The 21,086-nt window shown below is 57.3% G+C and carries 16 protein-coding genes and 2 pseudogenes; 16 read left to right on the top strand and 2 right to left on the bottom strand.

Annotated features, from left to right (window positions below; genetic code table 11):
- The 14 genes and pseudogenes from H7698_RS30765 to gshA form a co-directional block, all read left to right on the top strand.
- Positions 1–80 (top strand): annotated as a pseudogene (locus tag H7698_RS30765) (VOC family protein); the annotation flags it as partial.
- A gap of 505 nt (positions 81–585) precedes the next feature.
- Positions 586–1,419, top strand: coding sequence for an S-formylglutathione hydrolase (gene fghA / locus H7698_RS30760; RefSeq protein ID WP_016974634.1), 834 nt, complete (start codon positions 586–588; stop codon positions 1,417–1,419).
- 19 nt (positions 1,420–1,438) lie between these two features.
- A complete protein-coding gene (locus tag H7698_RS30755; protein WP_042858625.1) occupies positions 1,439–2,740 on the top strand; it encodes an NAD(P)/FAD-dependent oxidoreductase in 1,302 nt (433 codons plus the stop codon).
- Between the two features lie 429 nt (positions 2,741–3,169).
- Entirely contained in the window at positions 3,170–3,445 is a 276-nt protein-coding gene (gene frmR / locus H7698_RS30750; protein WP_016973494.1) for a formaldehyde-responsive transcriptional repressor FrmR, read from the top strand.
- A gap of 430 nt (positions 3,446–3,875) precedes the next feature.
- Entirely contained in the window at positions 3,876–5,213 is a 1,338-nt protein-coding gene (locus H7698_RS30745; protein WP_016973495.1) for a DUF3422 family protein, read from the top strand.
- A gap of 134 nt (positions 5,214–5,347) precedes the next feature.
- Complete coding sequence (locus H7698_RS30740; RefSeq protein ID WP_016973496.1) at positions 5,348–6,658, top strand: replication-associated recombination protein A; 1,311 nt, start codon at positions 5,348–5,350, stop codon at positions 6,656–6,658.
- A 59-nt stretch (positions 6,659–6,717) separates the two neighbouring features.
- On the top strand, positions 6,718–9,369 hold the full coding sequence (locus H7698_RS30735) for an excinuclease ABC subunit UvrA (protein WP_016973497.1): 2,652 nt from the start codon (positions 6,718–6,720) through the stop codon (positions 9,367–9,369).
- A gap of 254 nt (positions 9,370–9,623) precedes the next feature.
- Positions 9,624–10,526, top strand: a complete 903-nt coding sequence (locus H7698_RS32040; RefSeq protein ID WP_016973498.1) for a LysR family transcriptional regulator — start codon at positions 9,624–9,626, stop codon at positions 10,524–10,526.
- A 296-nt stretch (positions 10,527–10,822) separates the two neighbouring features.
- Entirely contained in the window at positions 10,823–12,880 is a 2,058-nt protein-coding gene (locus tag H7698_RS30725; RefSeq protein WP_016979606.1) for a carbon starvation CstA family protein, read from the top strand.
- A 13-nt stretch (positions 12,881–12,893) separates the two neighbouring features.
- On the top strand, positions 12,894–13,097 hold the full coding sequence (locus H7698_RS30720) for a YbdD/YjiX family protein (RefSeq protein WP_026000005.1): 204 nt from the start codon (positions 12,894–12,896) through the stop codon (positions 13,095–13,097).
- Between the two features lie 108 nt (positions 13,098–13,205).
- Positions 13,206–14,552, top strand: coding sequence for a cache domain-containing protein (locus tag H7698_RS30715; protein WP_016968910.1), 1,347 nt, complete (start codon positions 13,206–13,208; stop codon positions 14,550–14,552).
- Between the two features lie 28 nt (positions 14,553–14,580).
- On the top strand, positions 14,581–15,222 hold the full coding sequence (locus tag H7698_RS30710) for a response regulator (protein WP_016968909.1): 642 nt from the start codon (positions 14,581–14,583) through the stop codon (positions 15,220–15,222).
- Positions 15,223–15,657: 435 nt separating this feature from the next.
- Entirely contained in the window at positions 15,658–16,434 is a 777-nt protein-coding gene (locus H7698_RS30705) for a ZIP family metal transporter (RefSeq protein WP_194693864.1), read from the top strand.
- Positions 16,431–18,017, top strand: coding sequence for a glutamate--cysteine ligase (gene gshA / locus H7698_RS30700; RefSeq protein ID WP_016968907.1), 1,587 nt, complete (start codon positions 16,431–16,433; stop codon positions 18,015–18,017). The genes H7698_RS30705 and gshA overlap by 4 nt, the downstream gene beginning before the upstream one ends.
- A gap of 153 nt (positions 18,018–18,170) precedes the next feature.
- Here gshA and H7698_RS30695 read toward each other — a convergent pair whose 3' ends face one another.
- On the bottom strand, positions 18,171–19,160 hold the full coding sequence (locus H7698_RS30695; protein WP_079384156.1) for a helix-turn-helix domain-containing protein: 990 nt from the start codon (positions 19,158–19,160) through the stop codon (positions 18,171–18,173).
- Between the two features lie 11 nt (positions 19,161–19,171).
- Positions 19,172–20,167, bottom strand: a complete 996-nt coding sequence (locus H7698_RS31240) for a helix-turn-helix domain-containing protein (RefSeq protein WP_016968906.1) — start codon at positions 20,165–20,167, stop codon at positions 19,172–19,174.
- 522 nt (positions 20,168–20,689) lie between these two features.
- Between H7698_RS31240 and H7698_RS30685 the strand changes: the two are divergent.
- Both H7698_RS30685 and H7698_RS31235 read left to right on the top strand, forming a co-directional pair.
- Positions 20,690–20,932, top strand: a pseudogene (locus H7698_RS30685) (metal-sensing transcriptional repressor); the annotation flags it as partial.
- Positions 20,933–20,983: 51 nt separating this feature from the next.
- Positions 20,984–21,086 (top strand): hypothetical protein (locus H7698_RS31235; protein WP_442966349.1); only part of this gene is annotated, 103 nt, incomplete at its 3' end.

Raw genomic sequence — 21,086 nt, 5'->3', positions numbered from 1 at the left:
GTGGCCACCTGCCGGGTGCCTACGCGGCCTACCTGCGTGACCCAGCTGGTAACAAAGTGTGTGCCTACACCTTTGTCTGAAACCAAGGAGTCGTGAGGTCGTTGTGAACGGAGCCTGCTCCGGTTAGAACGACCGCACCTTCCGCCCTGGCCGTGACCGTGCCTGGCATGCCTACTCATGCCACGCGGCCACGGCACTCGGAGACCACGTCAGCTGACATGTGCTCCAAAAGCATTGCAGTCCGGCCTCGATGATCGATGCAGGGCAGTGCACACGCACAAAGTGCGTGATGCAGATAACACCGAATTCAAAGCGGGTCAGTGGGCCAAGTCAGCTGCCGGGCTTATCGCAGCAGTGGCGCACTGGGTTGCACATTTTATTGCTTGTACATCTAAGACGACATCTGGCCTTCGCGGTGCAGTAGCGCCTGAGTTTGTAGTAGCGATCCTCATGCCAGCGGCAACGCTGGACACCTGGTTGATGGTAGTCAAAGCAACGCACGCCTGTACCTCTCCAGAATCGGAGGACGACACAGCGTGTTAATTGGCACCTGGCCATTACCTCGTTGAGTTAAGGAGAGTATCCATGGAACGCATTGAACATCACGCCAGCTTCGAGGGTTGGCAGGACGTCTATCAGCATGAGTCGACCGTGCTCGGTTGCACGATGAAGTTCGGAATTTATCTTCCTCCTCAGGCCGAGCATGAAGAGCGCCCGGTGCTTTACTGGCTCTCGGGGCTGACCTGCACGGAGCAAAACTTCATCACCAAGGCGGCGGTACAACGTTATGCCGCGCGGCACGGGATCATAGTCGTTGCCCCCGATACCAGCCCGCGCGGGGAGAACGTCGCCGACGACGCGGCCTACGACCTCGGCCAAGGGGCGGGTTTCTATGTGAACGCCACGGAGCTGCCCTGGAGCGATCACTTCCAGATGTATTCCTATGTGGTCGATGAACTGCCGGCACTGATCGAGGCTAACTTCCCTGCGTCGTCCAAGCGCAGCATCAGCGGGCACTCCATGGGTGGACACGGTGCCCTGGTCATTGCACTGCGCAACCCAGGTCGTTATGCGAGTGTGTCGGCATTCTCGCCGATCGTCGCCCCCACGCAAGTGCCCTGGGGGCAGAAGGCTCTGGCGGCTTACCTGGGCGAGCACAACCAGGATGCCTGGAAGCGCTATGACACGGTTGAACTGATCCGTACTGCGCAAGAGCGCTTGCCGTTGCTGGTCGATCAAGGGCTGGGCGATGAGTTTCTCGAGAACCAGCTGCGGCCGGAATTGCTGCGCGCCGCCTGTGAACAGGCAGGGCATCCGCTGACCCTCAACCTGCGGCCCGGGCATGACCATAGCTACTACTTTATTTCGAGCTACCTGGGCGGACACATGGCCCACCATGCGGCTGCGTTGAATCGCTGAACACTGGGAGACCCTGAAGATGAAAAAGACCTCTGACAAACGGCACCATGTCGTCGTCGTTGGCGCGGGTTTCGGCGGGCTGGACGTTGTCAACGGATTCTCCGGCGCCGACGTGGACGTAACGATCATCGACCGCCGCAACTATCACCTGTTCCAGCCCCTGCTGTACCAGGTGGCCGGGGCGTCGCTGTCGACCTCCGAAATTGCCTGGCCGATTCGCTACCTGTTCCGCAACCGTCAGAATGTGCAGACGCTTATGGCGGAGGTGCAGGGCGTGGATGTCGGCTCGCGACAAGTCCTGCTCGACAACGGTTCGACCGTCGGTTACGACACGCTGGTCCTGGCGACGGGGGCAACGCACGCCTACTTTGGTCATGATGAATGGGAGCCCCATGCGCCCGGTCTGAAGACCCTGGAGGACGCCGCCACGATTCGCGGACGGATTCTCTCCGCGTTCGAGGAGGCCGAACGCTCCAATAATCCAGCGGAGCGTGCCGCACTGCAGACCTTCGTGATCATCGGCGGCGGTCCCACGGGTGTCGAACTGGCGGGCACGATCGCTGAGCTGGCGAAAGACACGTTGGCCCATGACTTCCGTTCCATTGATCCGCGGGCTACCCGGGTGGTGCTGATCGAGGCGGGGCCGCGTCTGCTGCCGGTGTTCCCTGAGAAGCTCTCGGACTACACTCGACGCGCACTGGAAAAGCTTGGCGTTGAAGTGGCTTTGGGCGCTCCGGTCACCGACTGCTCGGCTGACGGTGTCATCGTTGCGGGCAAGCCGCTTCCAGCTAAGACCATTGTCTGGGCGGCCGGGGTGCAAGCGTCACCCGCCGCTCGTTGGCTGAATGCCGAGGCGGATCGTGCCGGTCGAGTGCTGGTCAGGCCGGACATGAGCGTGCCGGGGCATCCCGAGATTTTCGTGATTGGCGACACGGCGGCATCGGCGATGCCGGATGGCAAGTACGTGCCAGGTATCGCGCCGGCGGCCAAGCAGCAAGGCCAGTACGTTGCCAATCTGATCAAGAAGCGGCTGAAAGGCAAAAGTGTGGATGAGCCGTTCAAGTACAAGCACCAGGGTAACCTCGCCACCATCGGTCGTAGCCTGGCGGTGATCGACATGGGGCGTCTGAAGCTGCGTGGGGCACTCGCTTGGTGGATCTGGAAGCTGGCGCACATCTATTTCCTAATTGGCGTGCGCAATCGCTTGAGTGTCGCGCTGAGTTGGGTCTGGAACCACAGTGTCGGTTATCGCGGTTCACGTCTGATCATGCGGTCGACACCGCAGGCCAAGCGTGGGCCCGCCGAGCTGGAACCCAAGTAAGGCTGCAGCGGTGGATTGATAGTCAGGGAAGATTGTCAGTCCGTGCAGCATGGACGAGATCGTCTCAGTGCAGGCTAGCGCCTGCACTAGATGGATTTTGTCGCTGCTGAGTGAGTCTCCGTTAAGTGGAGGCTCTTAGGAAACAGACTGGGAATTTTACGGTGAGAGCATGGAAGTGCTCTGCCAGAAGCGAGGCGCCAGCTGCATGGATTTTTCTCACGAAGTGAGGCGCGGCGATTAGTTTGAGCGACTCACGGGCGTGTGTTTTCTGCCCTTCAGCTTTTAATATGTCGTTTTCAGCGCGGGCAGCTTCGGATTCGGATGGTGTGCTTCGAGCGCAATGTGAGCGACGGTTTTCAATCATGCGCAAGCTTTCATACTGCCCGGTAGTATAGTATGATGCATGCGTCCAACCCTTGAAGGTGTTCGATGCCCCATAATCCCCGTGAGAAAAAGCAAGCGCTGACCCGTGTGCGACGCATCAAAGGCCAGGTAGGAGCTCTTGAGCAAGCACTAGATGATGGTGCTGAGTGTGCTGCGATTCTTCAGCAGCTAGCGGCTGTGCGCGGAGCCGTGAATGGCTTAATGGCCGCAATCCTGGAGAGTTATCTACGGGAGGAGTTTCCGCACACCGATGCTAGAAGTGATTCGCAGAAGCAGTCGATTGATGACACGATCTCCATTGTCAGGTCCTACCTTCGCTAATTTTTATGGTCCTGCGTTTGCAGGGGAGCGTAAATCTTAGCCTTGAAGCTGCACATGCGTGGCCATCCCCGCTGGTAGGGCGCTTACAACGAGCCAGAATCGCACTTGAATCGCCGCAAGGATGAGGTGTTTTCGCTGGGGAATTGGTCCGGAATGGCTAGGCGCAACGAAGAGTAAATTCGATTTTGCGCCCCTGTCACCCATGAGATATATCGCGAAAGTCTCACCGATAGCCGAATTGTGATGATCTCAGGCATCGCACTTGATGCAAGCTGAGTGCTAATGGCGCGAGTTAACCTGTTCCGTGTCTATCCTGTCATGTGCTAGCCGGCTACCTTCTTCACAAGGACGCTGGCCACGTGTGGGATACGCCAAAAGTCTTCTACCACGACACGTGATACCTTTAATTTCAACGAAAAATGAGGTCGCTATGAAACAGCCGCCCCAACTCGATATGGCCCCTAACCCCGCCTTCCAAACAACTGTGTACGGTATGCAGGCCTTGGCTGATCGAGCTGCAGCTGTGAACGAAGTTCATGCGCGGCCGCATTTGCTTATCCAGGCCCCACGAGGTTTATTGCAGCTTGCCTTCATCACCGAAGGTGACTCAGCTAAAGATCAGGCGGCGATGACCGAACTGTCTCAACGCTTGGGTGTTGCGGAACCCGACAATACGACGCCGCTTCACGGCTTGACTTGGGACGAAGGTGACTTGCACTGCGAGAAGCACACCGAGTTCTCGACCTATCTGTGGAGTGCTGTGCTTGATCCCGAGACGGGAGCACCTTGTGGAGAGAATCCCTTCAAGCGAGGGTTCGTTCCACCAGGTCCGGTAATCTCAGGTATTCGCCTGAATGTATTGCCTTGGACCGAGGCGGCTGAACAGGAGATTGAACGTTTTGACCCTGTTAGCCTGTGCTATTCGGTGGTGGAGAACGGCGCAGCCGCTATTGTGACCGACTTTCGGCAGGACGCGGATGGTTTGACGAACATCCTCATTCTTGACCGTGACTTGACTCAGGCTCGCGCAGGAGCGCTCGCCCAGCGCCTGCTGGAAATCGAGACCTACCGCACTTTAGCACTCCTGGCGCTCCCGCTGACACGCTCTTTGACCGTGGATCTGCGGCGCATGGAATCGCAACTCGCGGCCATCACTGACGAAATGCGCACCGGCAAGGGCGCGCGTCGTGACAACGATGTTCTGCTGGCTGAGCTTACCAGCCTCGGGGCGGAGCTGGAGGCCGGTGTGGCAGCGAACCTTTATCGTTTCGGCGCGAGTCGGGCGTACTACGAGATCGTCGAAGAGCGGTTGGATGCGTTGGCGGAGGAGTCAGTAGCGGGCTACTGCACGTGGCGCGATTTCCTGCATAGGCGCATTGCGCCAGCGATGCGCACCTGCCAGTCGGTCAAGGAACGCCAGACCAAGCTTTCCGACAAGCTGACGCGCGCCATTGCATTGCTACGGTCTTGGATCGACGTTGAGCTTGAGCGTCAGAACCGGGACCTTCTGGAGTCGATGAACAATCGCGCCAAGTTGCAACTGCGCCTTCAACAAACCGTTGAAGGCTTGTCGGTGGCGGCTATTTCCTATTACGTCGTTAGCCTGCTGGCGTATCTGCTCAAAGGTATCCCAGGAGTTCATGACAAGGTTGCTCCTGAGCTGGTGATCGCTGGGCTGGTACCCGTGGTCATTTTGGCGATCTGGTGGACGGTTCGGCGAATCAGGCATGCCCATGGTGACCATGCAGGGGAAGAGAAATCTTCCTGATGCGGTCGGCTTGGTCCAGGGAGTGCTCCGGGGCTTGATTCAGGTTCCAGCAACTATTCTTTGCGAAGCCTCGCCTAATCACGCAGACGCCGATCCTGCTTTGTGGCGCCTTCAACTATCAGCCATGCTGGGAGATGATCTTGGTCGATCTGTTTACGACAAAGCCTGAGCCGCCCTTGGCTGAGCGTTTGCGCCCCAGGTCCCTGGAAGAGTTCGTCGGGCAGCAGCATCTGTTGGGGGCCGGCAAACCACTGCGCCTGGCGTTCGAGGCAGGCAAACTGCACTCGTTTATCCTCTGGGGGCCACCCGGTGTGGGCAAAACCACGCTGGGACGCCTGGCCGCCAGTGTCACCGATAGTCAGTTCATCGCCATTTCCGCTGTGCTAGCCGGGGTGAAGGACATCCGCCAGGCCATTGACGATGCTCAGGCCGAGCTGGATGGGCATGGTCGTTCGACGGTGCTGTTCGTCGATGAGATTCATCGATTCAACAAGGCGCAGCAAGACGCACTGTTGCCGCATGTCGAGTCCGGGCTGCTGACACTGGTAGGCGGTACCACCGAACACCCAGGGTTAGCGGTCAACTCGGCGCTGCTTTCGCGGGCGCAGGTCTACACCCTCGAACCGCTGTCCCACGATGAACTGCAGCAACTGTATGAGCGCGCGTTGCCGCATCTGGCCGGGGTTGCCCTGGACGCGGAAGCACTGGACTTGCTCAAAGGCTTCGCTGATGGCGATGGCCGGCGCTTCCTGAACCTGCTCGAGCAGGTAGCCGCTGCAGCGTCCGGCGCGAGCAAGACAACGGTCGACGGTGAGTTCGCCAGGTTGTCGACGAGCCCATCGTTGCGCCGCTTCGACAAGGGAGGCGACGAGTTCTATTGGCAGTTATCCGCCTTTCATAAGTCATTGCGTGGCTCCGATCCGGATGCGGCGCTGTATTGGCTGGCACGGATCCTCGATGGCAGTGGGGACGTCACCCAGGTGATTCGGCGCATGGTGGTGATGGCCAGCGAAGACATCGGCAATGCTGACCCCCAGGCGTTGCAACTGGCACTCAACGCCGCACAAGCCTATGAAAGGCTGGGCTCTCCCGAGGGCGAAATCCCTCTTGCCCAGGCGGTGACCTACCTTGCCTTGGCGCCCAAGTCGAATGCGGCCTACGCCGCCTGGGACCAGGCCAAGGCCTTCGTTAAGAGCACCGGCTCGATGCCTGTGCCGTTGCACCTGCGCAATGCGCCGACCAAGCTCATGAGCCAGATGGGCTATCGCGAAGGTTACCGCTATGCGCACCATGAACCCAACGCCTACGCCGCGGGGCAGACCTATTTTCCAGAAGGGGTGATGCGACCGGGCTGGTACCAACCCACGGACCGCGGGCGCGAGCGCAAGCTGGGAGAAAAGCTTGCCTGGCTGCACTCGCTCGATGATTCGGCATCGCCAGATTGAGCCGGATGTTGCCCGGACTTTCAGCGCTCAGCCATCCACGAACTGTAGGACAGTAAGCTATGCCAAATCCTTCATACGGTGAATCCTCGTGCACTGCTGCGGCCAGCGGCCAAGTGGAAGTGCGCGGTGCGCGGGAGAACAATCTCAAGGACGTGGATGTCGCTATTCCGCGCAATGCGCTGGTGGTGTTTTCCGGTGTCTCCGGCTCTGGCAAGTCTTCGCTGGCCTTCGGCACCATCTATGCTGAGGCACAGCGGCGCTACTTCGAATCGGTAGCCCCGTATGCCCGGCGGTTGATCGACCAGGCGGGTGTACCTGACGTAGATGCGATCGACGGCCTGCCGCCTGCTGTCGCGTTGCAGCAGCAACGAGGGGCGAGCAATGCGCGTTCTTCGGTGGGGAGCGTGACCACACTGTCTAGTCTTGTGCGCATGATGTACTCGCGCGCCGGCGCTTATCCGGCCAACCAGCCGATGTTGTACGCCGAGGATTTCTCGCCAAACACCCCGCAAGGCGCATGCCCGGCCTGTCATGGTCTGGGCCATGTGTACGAGGTGACGGAGGCGACCATGGTGCCTGATCCGTCACTGAGCATCCGTGAACGGGCCATCGCCGCCTGGCCACCGGCCTGGCACGGCCAGAACCTACGCGACATCCTGGTCACCCTGGGCTACGACGTCGACCGTCCCTGGAAGGATTTGCCGAAAAAGGACCGTGAATGGATCCTGTTCACGGAAGAGACGCCCACGGTGCCGGTCTACGCGGGTTTCACGCCTGCCGAGACTCAACAGGCGCTCAAGCGTAAACTCGAACCCAGCTATATGGGCACCTTCACGGGCGCCCGACGTTACGTGCTGCACACCTTTGCCAACACCCAGAGCGCGTTGATGAGAAAGCGCGTGTCGCGCTACATGGAAGGCAAGCTGTGCCCGGCCTGCCACGGCAAGCGACTCAAGGCCGAGGCGCTGTCGGTGACCTTTGCCGGGGTGGACATTGGCGAGTTCATGCAAATGCCCCTAGACCGCTTAGCGGCGCTGCTCGAGCCCATTGCCCAAGGCGACTTCCGCGCCCACACGGCTGGCGAGGGTACCGACCGCGAAGCGACACGCCGTGATCGAGCCGAACGGGCCGCAAGTGGTCGTGCGGTCCATGCGGTATCGCCTGACGTGCGCCGTACGTCGGCGCTGTCGGAGGAGAAGCGTCTCGCCGCGCAGCGCCTGGCCGGTGGGGTAATGGCGCGTCTGCGCCAACTGCGCGGATTGGGCCTGGGCTACCTCACGCTGGATCGGGCCACGCCGACGCTGTCGGCTGGCGAGTTGCAGCGCTTGCGCTTGGCCACGCAACTGAGCTCCATGCTGTTTGGCGTGGTGTATGTGCTCGATGAACCTTCTGCAGGTCTGCACCCCTCTGACAGCCATGCACTGTACGACTCGCTGGATAAACTGCGCGATGCTGGTAACTCGCTCTTCGTGGTTGAGCACGACCTGGACTTGATGCGCCGCGCGCAATGGCTGGTGGATGTAGGACCAGATGCGGGGGAGCGGGGTGGGCGCGTGCTCTACAGTGGTGTGCCAGAAGGATTGCGCGAGATTGCGGAGTCGCGAACTGCGCGGTACTTGTTCGACGAAATCCCCGCACCGGCTAGCCACGAGCGCGAACCGACCGGGTGGCTGGAGCTGCTAGGCATCCGGCGGCACAACCTGCACGGCGTGGATGCACGTATCCCGCTGGGTGTGCTGACGGCGGTTACCGGTATCTCCGGTTCGGGTAAGTCCAGTCTGGTCGCGCAGGCCCTGCCAGAGCTGTTGCTACTGCACCTAGGGCACGAGCCCGAAGATGATGCAGCTGAAAATGCTAACAGCGAAGGTCCTGCTGTTATCGAGGCTACAGGAGGTCATCTCGCCGGTGATGTGGATGTCGTCCAGCGCCTGGTCCAGGTCGACCAGAAGCCGATTGGCCGCACGCCACGTTCAAACTTGGCCACCTATACCGGTTTATTCGATCACGTACGCAAGCTTTTCGCCGCCACGCCGGACGCGCGCCGGCATCGTTATGACGCTGGCCGATTTTCTTTCAACGTGGCGAAGGGGCGTTGTGATACGTGCGAAGGGGAGGGTTTCGTCAGCGTCGAGCTGCTGTTCATGCCCAGTGTCTACGCCCCCTGTCCGACCTGCCATGGCGCCCGCTACAACGAGGCCACGCTCAAGGTACGCTGGAACGGGCGCAACATCGCCGAAGTATTGCAGATGACGGTGGAAGAAGCCTGTGACTTCTTCGCCAGCGAAGACGCCATCGCGCGGCCGCTGCAACTGCTGCAGGAAATCGGGCTGGGCTATCTGCGCCTGGGCCAGCCCGCCACCGAACTATCGGGTGGCGAAGCACAGCGCATCAAGCTAGCCACGGAGCTGCAGCGAAGCCAGCGAGGCCGTAGCCTGTACGTGCTCGACGAGCCTACCACTGGTCTGCACGCTTCTGACGCTGACCGTTTGCTTGTGCAACTGCAACGCCTAGTCGATGCCGGTAATACCGTGGTGATGATTGAGCACGACATGCGTGCTGTAGCTCAGGCCGATTGGGTGATAGACATAGGGCCTGGTGCGGGTGAGGAGGGTGGGCACATCGTTGCGTCCGACACTCCTAGATTAGTGGCAAGGACGTCAGGCAGTCGAACCGCACCATTCCTTGCTGAGCAGCTCAAGCGAACCAAGTAGAGTGCTTTCAATATGGCATTGGGCTCGTAGGGGCCTTGATCATCGCACGGCATGGCTAAGGTTTTGCTGTGACTGATCCACTTGATCATTTAGTACAGGGTTCTAGTAGAACCCATGTGCTATTGGGGGCGTGCTTCTGGTTATTGAATTGACCAGCCAAATAGTTTAACTCAGCTCCTCGCGTGAGGAGCTGGCTTCGAAGGGGGGGATGGAAATTCATCATCAATGCCCCCTTAATTCTAGAGTCGGAAATCATGCTTAATCGCCTAGAAGCCCTGAAAATCTTCTGTGTCGTCGCAGAGGTCTTGCAGTTCCGTGATGCGGCAAATCGACTTAATCTATCCCCTCAAGTGGTCACGCGTACAATCGGAGCCTTGGAGAGAGAGTTTGGAGAGGTACTTTTTTATCGTACTACTAGGCAGGTCAGATTAAGTGGTTTCGGAGAGCAATTGCTGCCCCAAGCCAGGCAGCTCATAAAAGATAGCGAGCGGCTATTTCAGAATCGTTGTCAGGTGAGACAGGATCTGGTGAGCGGTTTAGTGCGTGTGTCTGTACCTGACTCTCCATGCATGCGACTCATCTTAGGAGACATACTCGATGGTCTTCGGAGTTACCCGAGTGTCATTCTGAAGTGGAATGTAAAGCTGGGTGCGTTGGATGATTTCGACGGTCAGGGGGTTGATATATTAATCACCTTGGACCTGCCATCCGATAACAGATGGATCGTGCGTAAGGCTGGCGTTACGCGCAATCGGATCGTAGCCGCCCCTTCGCTTATCGACCGCATTGGCATGCCTAAGAATATCGAGGACCTACAACAGAATTTCCCTCTTAGTACAGTAACGGACCCCGCTACAGGCAGAGCTTGTCCCTGGTATATTCACCAAGGCCGCCAGTTCTTTCCCGCGCAGCCCTACCTAACCACTGACGATTTATATAGTCAATTGGAAGCTACCCGGGCAGGGCATGTGATTAGCTATATTCAGGGCATGACGTGTTTGCCATACCTAGCAAATCGTGAGTTGATAGAAGTACTACCGGAGCTAGAGCGCGCGAGTTGGCCGATCTACGTGTGTCACCCTCAGCGGACCGATAACTGCCCAAGAGTTGATGTGGTTTTCGAAATGCTGGTCGAAAGTCTGAATCGACGTCTCTAATTTCGACGACTGTTTGTCCAGCGATATTGCTATTGCTTTTACAATGGCTTTGTTAGAAGGTTCGCTTCGATCTAGAAGTCAGTGACGCCCTGTCGCTGACGTTATATGTCAGCTCATTGCGGAGAAGTGATGGGAGCGCTGCTGTGTTCCTAGCTACGTAGTACTACGGAGTGTGGCCTCGTATTAATGCGAATGTTCTTGCCGATCTAGGGCGGCCAGAGTGTCACCGTCCCTATCTGGACCCACACAAAAACAAGAACCGCCGCCGGGCTATACCCGCGGCAGGAGAACTTTCAATGACCACACTGGCTACCCGAATTGCCTGGTTCGCCGTCGCCTTGCTGGGTGCATTTGCTCTAGGCACTCTGGCATTGCGCAGGGGCGAAGCCATCAGCGCCCTCTGGATTGTGACTGCAGCCGTTGCTGTCTATCTGATCGCCTACCGTTACTATAGCCTGTTCATCGCCAACAAAGTGATGCAGCTGGACGCCACGCGCGCCACGCCCGCCGTGCTCAACAACGACGGCCTGGACTACATCCCTACCAACAAGCACATCCTCTTCGGCCACCACTTCGCCGCCATCGCCGGTGCAGGTCCACTCGTGGGCCCGGTGCTTGCCGCACAGATGGGCTACCTCCCTGGCACGCTCTGGCTGATCGCCGGCGTGGTGCTAGCCGGTGCGGTACAGGACTTCATGGTCCTGTTCATCTCCACCCGCCGCAACGGTCGCTCTCTGGGCGAGTTGGTGCGCGAGGAAATGGGCCCAATCCCGGGCACCATCGCATTGTTCGGTGCCTTCCTGATCATGATCATCATCCTTGCGGTGCTCTCGCTGATCGTGGTCAAGGCCTTGGCGGAAAGCCCCTGGGGCATGTTCACGGTGATGGCCACGTTGCCGATTGCGGTATTCATGGGCATCTACATGCGTTATATCCGCCCGGGCCACATCGGCGAGATCTCGGTGATTGGTGTGGTGCTGTTGCTCGCCTCCATCTGGGTCGGCGGAATTGTTTCCGCCGATCCCTTCTTGGGGCCGGCATTCACCTTCACCGGCGTGCAGATCACTTGGATGCTGATCGGTTACGGCTTCGTTGCAGCCGTGCTACCGGTGTGGCTGATCCTGGCGCCACGCGACTACCTGTCAACCTTCCTCAAAATCGGCACCATCGTCGCTTTGGCTATCGGCATCCTGTTCATCGCTCCCGATCTGAAGATGCCGGCCGTCACTCACTTCATCGATGGCACGGGCCCGGTATGGAAGGGCGCGCTGTTCCCGTTCCTATTCATCACTGTCGCCTGCGGCGCGGTGTCAGGCTTCCATGCGCTGATCAGTTCTGGAACCACGCCGAAGCTGCTGGCCAATGAAGGCCACGCGCGCTACATCGGCTATGGCGCGATGCTTATGGAGTCCTTCGTGGCTATCATGGCCATTGTCGCCGCTTCGGTGATCGAGCCAGGCGTTTACTTCGCCATGAACAGCCCGGCGGCCCTGGTCGGCGCGGACGTTACCAGTGTCGCGACTACCGTCAGCAGCTGGGGCTTCACCATCACCCCTGAAGTGCTGCAGCAGACTGCCAAGGATATTGGCGAACACACCATCCTGGCCCGCGCCGGTGGCGCACCGACCTTGGCAGTAGGTATCGCGCAGATCCTCCACAAGGCACTGCCGGGCGAGAATACCATGGCATTTTGGTATCACTTCGCCATTCTGTTCGAGGCACTGTTCATCCTCACAGCGGTCGATGCCGGTACCCGAGCTGGGCGCTTCATGCTGCAGGATCTATTGGGCAACTTCGTGCCGTCATTGAAGAAGACCGACTCCTGGACCGCTAACCTAACTGCTACCGCTGGTTGCGTGGCCATGTGGGGCTGGCTGCTGTACCAAGGCGTGATCGACCCGCTGGGCGGTATCAATACCCTGTGGCCGCTCTTCGGCATCTCCAACCAGATGCTGGCGGGCATCGCGCTGATGCTCGGATGCGTAGTGCTGATCCGCATGAAACGCCAGCGCTATGTCTGGGTTACCTTGGTGCCGGCGGTATGGCTGCTGATCTGCACCACCACGGCCGGGCTGATCAAGCTGCTCGACCCGAATCCTGCGATGGGCTTCCTGGCCCTGGCCAACAAGTACAGCACCGCTGCCGCTGCCGGCCAAGTGCTGGCCCCAGCGAAGGATTTGGCGCAGATGCAGCACGTGGTGTTCAACGCTTACACCAATGCGACTCTTACCGTGCTGTTCCTGCTGGTGGTTCTGAGCATCCTCTGGTTCGCAATCAAGGTTGCCCGTCGCGCTTGGATCATGCCCGAACGCACTGACAAGGAGTCGCCGTTCCAGCCCTTGCCCGATGCCTGAGGAGCCCGACAGTATGTTCAATGACTTGAGCAAGATGGGTAAATACCTCGGTCAAGCTGCGCGGATGCTGGTTGGCATGCCGGACTACGATGCCTACGTGGAGCACATGCAGGGAAAGCATCCGGATAAGCCGGTGATGTCCTACGAGGTGTTCTTCCGTGAACGGCAAGAAGCGCGCTACGGCGGAGGCAGCGGACGCCCCGTTCGTTGCTGCTGAGCGGCCACTGATGCAAGCGAGCGCCACGTTCATCGTGGCGCTCTCGCGTTCCAGGGCTGGCAACCCGCATAGTGGCGTCGCCAGCTCCTCCTCGCTTCGGAAAAAACCATGCAACTCAAGCACAAGATCGTCACCCTCAGTGTGCTGCCGCTGATCCTCTCAGTGCTGTTCATCTGCGTCCTGGTGTTCGCCCAAAGTCGCAAGCTGGAAGAGGAACAGGCGCGTCTTGTGGAAAGCAGCATCATGACGGCGAAGAAGGCAGAGCTGAGAAACTACCTAAGCCTGGCGATGAGCCTGATCGCACCGCTGTACGACGGTGGCGTGGATGACGAGGCGACGCGCAATCGCGCCCTAGCCATCTTGTCCCAGGCCAATTTCGGCCGCGACGGGTACTTCTTCGTCTATGACCAGCACGGCAAGAACCTAATGCATCCCCGTCAGGCTGAGCTGGTCGGCAAGGAACTGATCACGATGACCGACAAGAACGGCCTACCGGTCATAAAGGCGCTGCTCAATAGCGCCAGGGAAGGGGACGGCTATCAGTTGTACGACTGGCAGAAACCATCCACCGGACAGATCACCGGTAAGCTGGCATACGTGGTGATGCTCGATCGCTGGGGTTGGATGCTCGGTACGGGTATCTACATTGACGATGTAGAGGTGGCGACCCTCAAATCACGCCAGGAAGTGGCCTCAGGTGTGCTGACCACGGTGTTGGCGATCGCCTCGTTCTCGCTGGTCGCGGTACTGGTGATCTTCGCCGGCGGTCTGATGCTTAATGTCAGCGAGCATCGCTTGGCTGACCGCAAGCTGACCTTGCTAAACCAGCGCATCGTCAATCTGCAGGAAGAAGAGCGCTCGCGAGTATCGCGGGAGCTGCACGACGGCATCAGTCAGGAGCTGGTGTCGATAAAATTCCAGTACGAGCTGGCGGCCATGGAGTTGGCCCGCGGTGGAGAAGGGGGGTTGGAAAACCTGCGCAAGGGCACTACGCGGCTGGGGGCCGCCATCGGCGAGATACGCCGGATCTCCCATGATCTGCGGCCCTCATTGCTGGATACTTTAGGCCTGTCGGCGGCTATCGACCAACAAGTACGGGAATTCGAGCAACGCACGTCAATCCGCACCCAGTACGAGTGCGGCATGGCAGCTACCGACGTGGGGCCGGAGGTCTCACTGACGCTATTCCGTATCATCCAAGAAGCCTTGGCGAACGTGGAGCGTCACGCAAAGGCGACGACGGCTATCGTCTCGATTACCGCGCAGCAAGGCATGATCGTACTGCGGGTCGAAGACAACGGCGTAGGGTTCGATACCAATGCCGCGGACGACAGCCACGGCATCGGCCTGCGCAACATACGCGAGCGCGCCGATCATCACCTGGGCAGCGTCACCCTCGCGTCGGTCCACGGGCGCACCGAACTGCAAGTGCAGATACCGATCGTCAACGCATGAGCGTTTCCATTCGAATCCCGAGGATTCCATGAATACATCCAAGCCAATCAGAATCGCCCTGGTCGATGATCACGTCCTTGTGCGTGACGGCGTCAAGGCGCTGCTCGGCGCCATTGCGCATTTTGACGTAATCGGTCAGGCCGAGTCGGGGGAGCAGGCACTCGAGCTGGTGGCTAGCACCGAGCTGGACATTCTGCTGGTCGACGTGGGCCTGCAGGGCATGAACGGGCTGGAGCTCACCCAGCGACTTCGCAGCCTATATCCAGACATCAGGATTCTCATGTTGAGCATGTACGACCACCAGGAGTATGTGCGCACTTCCATCAGCGCAGGCGCATCGGGTTATGTGCTCAAGAACGCGCCGTCTGCCGAACTGGTCGCGGCCATTGAGACCATCGCCGCGGGTGGGCGCTTCTATAGCTCTGAGATCACTCGCAAGCTGGTTGGCGGCAGCCGTGACGAAAACGACCTAACGCCCCGGGAGCTGCAGGTGCTGGTAATGATCGCGAAAGGACGCAATAACAAGGAAATGGCACGTGAGCTGGACATCAGTGTGCGCACGGTCGAGACCTACCGCTTGAGCATCCGCCGCAAGCTCAACATCGACACGCCGGTGGCGCTCATGAAGTATGCCCTTGAGCAAGGTTTAGTTTCATTAGGTAAAGCTTGAAAGTTTGACCATTGGGGGGCTGAGGCAAGGTTTCAGTGCCGATGCCGGGGCAGCGATCTCGTCTTCTACGTCATGAACAAGGTGGAATTGAGCCGTCAGGCTGGGCGATAGCCAAGACTATTGAATAGCGATCAGGAGGTCGTCATGTGCCCTTGTTGCAGGTGTACTGACCAAGCGGAGCTCATTGGGCAGCGAATTCATTACCTAGCTAAGGTATCGCTGCTTTATGCCTGATCAGTCTGCGCGGCTTAGTAAAGGCCAGAGTACAGACACTGGATTAGCAGCTCTCACGTGTCGATGGACTTGAAAAATACTATACACCCCTATAGTATCTGTGCGGTGCGTTGAGCGCTTTCGTCCGGTGAGGCTCCGGGCCACCTAGGTGCTCCGTCACTAGTCGAAGACCGAATTGTTTCCTGTTCAGGTGCTGAGTCCATGTCATTGATAGTCATAGTCCTTGTCACTTTGATGGCAGGTATTGGTAGCGTATGGGTGGCTGATCAGTTGGTCGTGCGCGCCCAGGTGATTCGCCGCAACGATGGCCATATGCAGCAGGGGTTGCTGAGCCTAGCTGCAGGCGCCTTACTGGCGACAGCGCTCCTGCATTTGTTGCCCGAAGCCTTCGAAAGCGGTGCTGAATCCCACGATCTGTTCCTGACGTTGTTGGTGGGATTGGTGTTCTTCTTCTTCTTCTTGAGCAAGGCCCAGCTTTGGCATCACGGTCATGAGCACTCGCACCACGAACAAGATCATCACAATACCGGGTGGACGCTATTGGTCGGCGATGGTATCCATTGTTTTGGCGATGGCGTGCTGATCGCTTCAGCTTTCGTTGCAGATATGCGCCTGGGTTTTATCGCCGCCGTTTCCGTGCTGGTGCATGAGGTTCCCCATCACATGGGGGATCTTGTAGTCCTTAGGCAGGGCAGCCCTCGAAGCGCGGCAGTGCGCAAAGTCTCCATAGCGGGTGCCATGACCGCTATAGGCGGTATTGCCGGATATACGTTGCTGGACCAGTTATGGGATTGGCAACCTATGCTTCTCACGTTGGCGGGTAGCAGCTTCATTTACGTGGCTCTGTCGGACTTGATTCCTCAGCTGCGCCAGCGCCGCACTACCGGAGATACCTCGCTTCAGGTCATATGGCTGTTGTTAGGTATTGGCTTGGTGGCATTGGTCAGCGAGTTTTCTCACGTGGGGCATGCACATTGATCAGTAATCAACGCGTTCCTGCAAGCACGTCTTATCTACGTCGCTTGCAACTGGTCGAACAGAATCTTTCTTTGCTCAGTCAATCTCTGCGCGGAGTGGAGCGCGAGTGCCTGCGCGTGACCGGTGGTGGTCATCTGGCCCAGACTCCGCACCCCGCGGCATTGGGTTCTGCGCTGACCAACGAACAGATCACCACCGACTATTCCGAGTCGCTGCTAGAGTTCATCACCCCGGCCCTGGCCGACCCGGCAAAAGTGCTAGAAAGCCTCGAGCAGGTCCATCGTTTTGTCTACACCAAACTCGATGGCGAGTACCTGTGGAGCCCATCGATGCCCTGCATACTGCCAGCTGAGGAGGACATCCCGATCGCAGAGTACGGCACCTCGAACGTCGGCAAGTTCAAGCATGTCTACCGCAAGGGACTGGCCTTGCGCTACGGTCGCACTATGCAGTGCATTGCTGGCATCCATTACAACTTCTCCCTGGCCGAGGCGCTGTGGCCGCTGCTGCGCGAAACCGAGAGTGGTGAGCAGAGTGATCGCGACTACCAGTCTGCGGCTTACTTCGCACTAATCCGCAACTTCCGCCGGTACAGCTGGTTGCTGATGTATCTATTCGGCGCCTCCCCGGCCCTAGAAAAAGGTTTCCTGCGTGGGCGAGCGCACCAGCTCGAGGAGCTCGATGCTGAGACGCTCTACCTGCCCTATGCCACCAGCCTGCGCATGAGTGACCTCGGTTATCAGAGTAATGCCCAAGCTAGACTAGCCCCCAGCCTTAACAGTCTCGACAGCTACATCGAAGGGATACGAAAGGCACTCGATACGGTTTATCCATTGTACGAACAGAAGGGGACGACCAAGCGGGGTGAGTGGTTGCAGCTGAACAGCAATGTTTTGCAGATCGAAAACGAATACTATTCGAGCATCCGCCCCAAGCGTGTCGCTTACGTCGGCGAGCGACCGATCGAGGCACTGACATCCCGTGGCGTGCAGTACGTCGAAGTGCGCTGTCTGGACATCAACCCGTTCATGCCATTGGGCATCGACCTCACCGAATCGCGCTTCCTCGACGCGTTCCTGCTGTTTTGCGCCCTGGAAGACAGCCCGCAGTTTGACAGCGGTGAGTGCGACCAGTACGACAGCAACTTCCTTGCAGTGGCCAAGGAGGGACGCCGTCCGGGTTTGGAGCTGTGTCTTGATGGTCAGTCGATCGGCCTGAAGGCCTGGGCAAGCGAGCTGATTAGGCATATAGGTCAATTGGCTGTTTTGCTCGACCGCGCTAGGGGCGGTGAGGAACATATGCATGCGCTGGCCGCGCAACAGGCGAAGGTCGATGATGCTTCCCTTACCCCATCGGCCCAGGTGCTGGCGAGCATGAGCGAGCACAATGAGAGCTTCGTCCAGTTCTCCCTGCGCCAGAGCAGGCTGCACGCCAAGGCCTTCCGCGAAATGCCGCTTGCCGCCGAGCAGCAACAAGTCTTTGAGAATCTGGCAAGCGAATCTATAACGGAGCAAGTGCGTCTAGAAACCTTAGACCAAGAAGACTTCCATCAATTCATGGATGCCTACCTAGCCCGGTCTTAGGGTAACTATTAAGTTCGAATTCGTAATAGTAACTGTGGTGTTCTTGGTCAAGAGGAAGTGAAACCCTCTCGGGCGAGGAGTTATAAACATTTTCAGCATGTACGGATAAAAAATAAGTGGCCATAACTTATGGTTTTCTGTCCGAAAGGCTTTTCATAAGTTTTCAAGTCTCCAGCGTGCAGGCGTAAGACCGACTTCTTTGCGGAAAGAACTCGTGAAATGAGGTTGGCTATTGAATCCGAGGTCTAAAGCTATTTCAAGAATTGGCCTTTTGGTGTTCTTAAGGATTTCCTTGGCGCGCAGAATTTTTTGTTGCACAACGTAAGCATGTGGTGTGTAGCCTGTGTGCTGCTTAAATGTGACTGTAAAGCGGCATCGGCTTGCACCAAATATACTGCTCAGTTGAGTAAGGGTTATGTGGTTGTTTAGGTTTTCATTAATGTATTCCAGCGTTTTTTGAAGTCTGAGTTTTTCGGATCTAAATTTTGTTTCATTGTCGTTAGGCCGGCTTTGGTTATGTAGGCACGCTACTAGGCGTGAACCCAATGCCAAGCCGAGAGTTTCGATTAAGCATGGATTGCTGCCGCCGTGTCGATTTTGGGCATGTAATAGGGCTGCTAGGATGTGTGAAACGCCATGATCACTGAGTGAAGTGGCATTGCACAGAGAAATTACTGGTGGAGCTTCATGTCCTGTAACTGCTTCAAAACATTCTGAGATAAGCTGCTGAGGAAGATACACTCTCAGATGCTCATAGGGCGGTTTTATTACTTTGCGCCAAGCGCCTCTTTTTGGCCCTGTTACTAATAATTGCCCAGGCATACCTCCTTTCCAGGCGCTGTTTTCGTCTATAAACAACTCTGCTTGTGTTCTGCGTGTCACCAGTGTAACGACGTGAAAGTCATCATCTGTGTCCGAGAGGACTTCGATCGTTGGATCAGAGCTTAAATTTTTCCAGCAGGAGAGTCGGATGAGCGCGTCATTGCCGCTGGGGAGTTTATGGGGAGGGGGAGGCCGGCGCCAGATGGTCTCGGAGGAGGGGAGCGCATCCATGGGTGTGGGTATGTATGATTTCTCCGAAGACTCCTGCTGTTCGGGTGCCCATTGAGCTTGACCATTCAGGGTTGAGTAGGTCTTCATCATTTATCCTCCGTTCAGCAGCGTGGCTTTGTTCGAGCCATTTCTTCTCGCCAGCGGCCAGGAGGAACGCCAATGATCTGCCGGAAATGCCTTATAAGATGGGAGGCGCTACTGAAGCCTAGTGCGATAGCAATCTGTTGGACAGTGAGAGTTCCTGATAATAGTAGGGATTGAGCGGCAATAACTCGCCGCTTCATGACGTAGTAGTGGGGCGAGAGGCCAGTCGCAATCTTAAATTGCGCCGCAAAGTGCATGCGACTGAGTCCTGCAATGGCACTGAGTTCGCTTAAGCATAAGCTCTTGTTGAGATTTGACTCGATGTAGTCTGTGACACGATTAAGTCGCCAAGTTGCTAGCGGAGACTGCTTTGGGAAAGAGCTTTTGCGCTCACGATTCCTGTATTGTCCAACAAGATGTATAGCTAAAGCCAAGCCAAGACTCTCTAGTTGAAGCGAGTTTGCAGGGGAGTAGTCTTGAGTTGCAAAAAAACATGCCATGAGAAGGTTGTTGGAAATGGCATCCTGTGTGGTATGGGCGTCAAATAGAATGATGTCAGTTGACAAGCCCCTTCCATCTAGTGTCTCTGCCGCCTCAGAAAGCAATGTGGGAGGTAAGCTGATAAGAAACATATCGAGCTCTCCCTTGTGAATACAATTGCGTGTGGCGTAGATAGGGCCGCTTAAAGCGACGTCTCCGGGAGACATATATTTGTTAAAAACTCTCCTGCCACCGATACGAAACTCAGAATTACACGGCCTAATTGGAATAAGCGCTCGGTGATCTGGCATCACTCCGGACGGTGAAAACTCATAAATATCGCTCTCTGCTGGTCTGTACCAGCGGGCGAAAGTAGTGTGGCCGGCGCCGCCGGTTGAAAGTTGGGGGGCGTTCGCGTCCGCTGGCCAGCTTGCGAGAACGCGTTTGTCACTGTCCTTGTATGCTGATCCGCCGGTGTTAACCATATCTATCGAGGTCAGCAAATCCATCGGATCTCTAATTACTGTCGCCATATCACGTTTCCCTAATTCTTGGAAGGGTTCAGAGGCTGTAGCGGTTAGAGACACAACGAGGTCTTAACTGAATAAATATAGTTGAGCCGAGCAAAAAGGGAAACCTGGCTCTCAGGATAGATAGGATCCAACTCTCATTCGTCACACTTATTTGCCTGATAGGGAGCCATCTGGATGGCCTTTTCGTGCATTCAGTCAATCCGTAGCAGATTTTGTAATCTCATTTCCGAGGTTCCGTCCACACTGACGAACGCCAAAACGTTGGCGATAGGTGATGACCGCCAAGGCCTTCAGGGCAGGCATTTTGGGAATTTGAAGCACACGAAGAAAGCGGAAAAGGATGCTCGATTGCGGGGTCACCTTGTCTTGAAGCGGGCGGGCAAAGGTATCCGCACAGGGAAGCAAGCAGCGGAAATAAATTTTTAGCTTGCTGCTTGATACTGTAGGGGGGTATAGTATTATCACATCAGCGGGAAGGGAGGATGGCAACACCCCCAGCGCTCCTAAGAGAAGGAGAAAGCTCTCGGTCACGCTAGAGGTATTAGCGAGCAGGTCACGGCTCTAGAGCACGACCTGGAGGCTGATCCGACATGTGTCGCGGTTCTGCAGCAGCTGGCAGCAGTGCGCGGTGCAATCAACGGCCTGATGGCGGCCGTTCTGGAGAGCCATCTACGGGAGGAGTTTCCTGACAGAGGGGCGAGGAGCGACTCGCAGCAACAGTCTATTAACGAAACCATCTCCATCGTTCGGTCGTATCTCCGGTAACCAATTCCAGGTGGTTTTGGTGACGGAGACCAACTCAAAAAAGGAAGTGACATCATGAAATCACGTGCAGCAGTGGCCTTTGGGCCAGGTAAACCGCTGGAAATCGTTGAGATCGACGTTGAGCCGCCACGCAAGGGTGAAGTGCTCGTCAAGA

It is taken from the genome of Pseudomonas sp. p50(2008) (assembly GCF_015351605.1).
GTDB lineage: Bacteria > Pseudomonadota > Gammaproteobacteria > Pseudomonadales > Pseudomonadaceae > Aquipseudomonas.
Note: the sequence above shows the minus strand (reverse complement) of the source record. Positions and strands in the feature narration are given on the sequence as shown.

Coding starts and splice junctions, on each gene's coding strand:
- H7698_RS30695 (WP_079384156.1), bottom strand. CDS start 19,160: ATGATGAAGACCTACTCAACCCTGAATGGTCAAGCTCAATGGGCACCC.
- H7698_RS30735 (WP_016973497.1), top strand. CDS start 6,718: ATGCCAAATCCTTCATACGGTGAATCCTCGTGCACTGCTGCGGCCAGC.
- H7698_RS31240 (WP_016968906.1), bottom strand. CDS start 20,167: ATGGCGACAGTAATTAGAGATCCGATGGATTTGCTGACCTCGATAGAT.
- H7698_RS30755 (WP_042858625.1), top strand. CDS start 1,439: ATGAAAAAGACCTCTGACAAACGGCACCATGTCGTCGTCGTTGGCGCG.
- H7698_RS30705 (WP_194693864.1), top strand. CDS start 15,658: ATGTCATTGATAGTCATAGTCCTTGTCACTTTGATGGCAGGTATTGGT.
- frmR (WP_016973494.1), top strand. CDS start 3,170: ATGCCCCATAATCCCCGTGAGAAAAAGCAAGCGCTGACCCGTGTGCGA.
- H7698_RS30710 (WP_016968909.1), top strand. CDS start 14,581: ATGAATACATCCAAGCCAATCAGAATCGCCCTGGTCGATGATCACGTC.
- H7698_RS30725 (WP_016979606.1), top strand. CDS start 10,823: ATGACCACACTGGCTACCCGAATTGCCTGGTTCGCCGTCGCCTTGCTG.
- H7698_RS30720 (WP_026000005.1), top strand. CDS start 12,894: ATGTTCAATGACTTGAGCAAGATGGGTAAATACCTCGGTCAAGCTGCG.
- H7698_RS30715 (WP_016968910.1), top strand. CDS start 13,206: ATGCAACTCAAGCACAAGATCGTCACCCTCAGTGTGCTGCCGCTGATC.
- H7698_RS30740 (WP_016973496.1), top strand. CDS start 5,348: ATGATCTTGGTCGATCTGTTTACGACAAAGCCTGAGCCGCCCTTGGCT.
- H7698_RS32040 (WP_016973498.1), top strand. CDS start 9,624: ATGCTTAATCGCCTAGAAGCCCTGAAAATCTTCTGTGTCGTCGCAGAG.
- H7698_RS30745 (WP_016973495.1), top strand. CDS start 3,876: ATGAAACAGCCGCCCCAACTCGATATGGCCCCTAACCCCGCCTTCCAA.
- fghA (WP_016974634.1), top strand. CDS start 586: ATGGAACGCATTGAACATCACGCCAGCTTCGAGGGTTGGCAGGACGTC.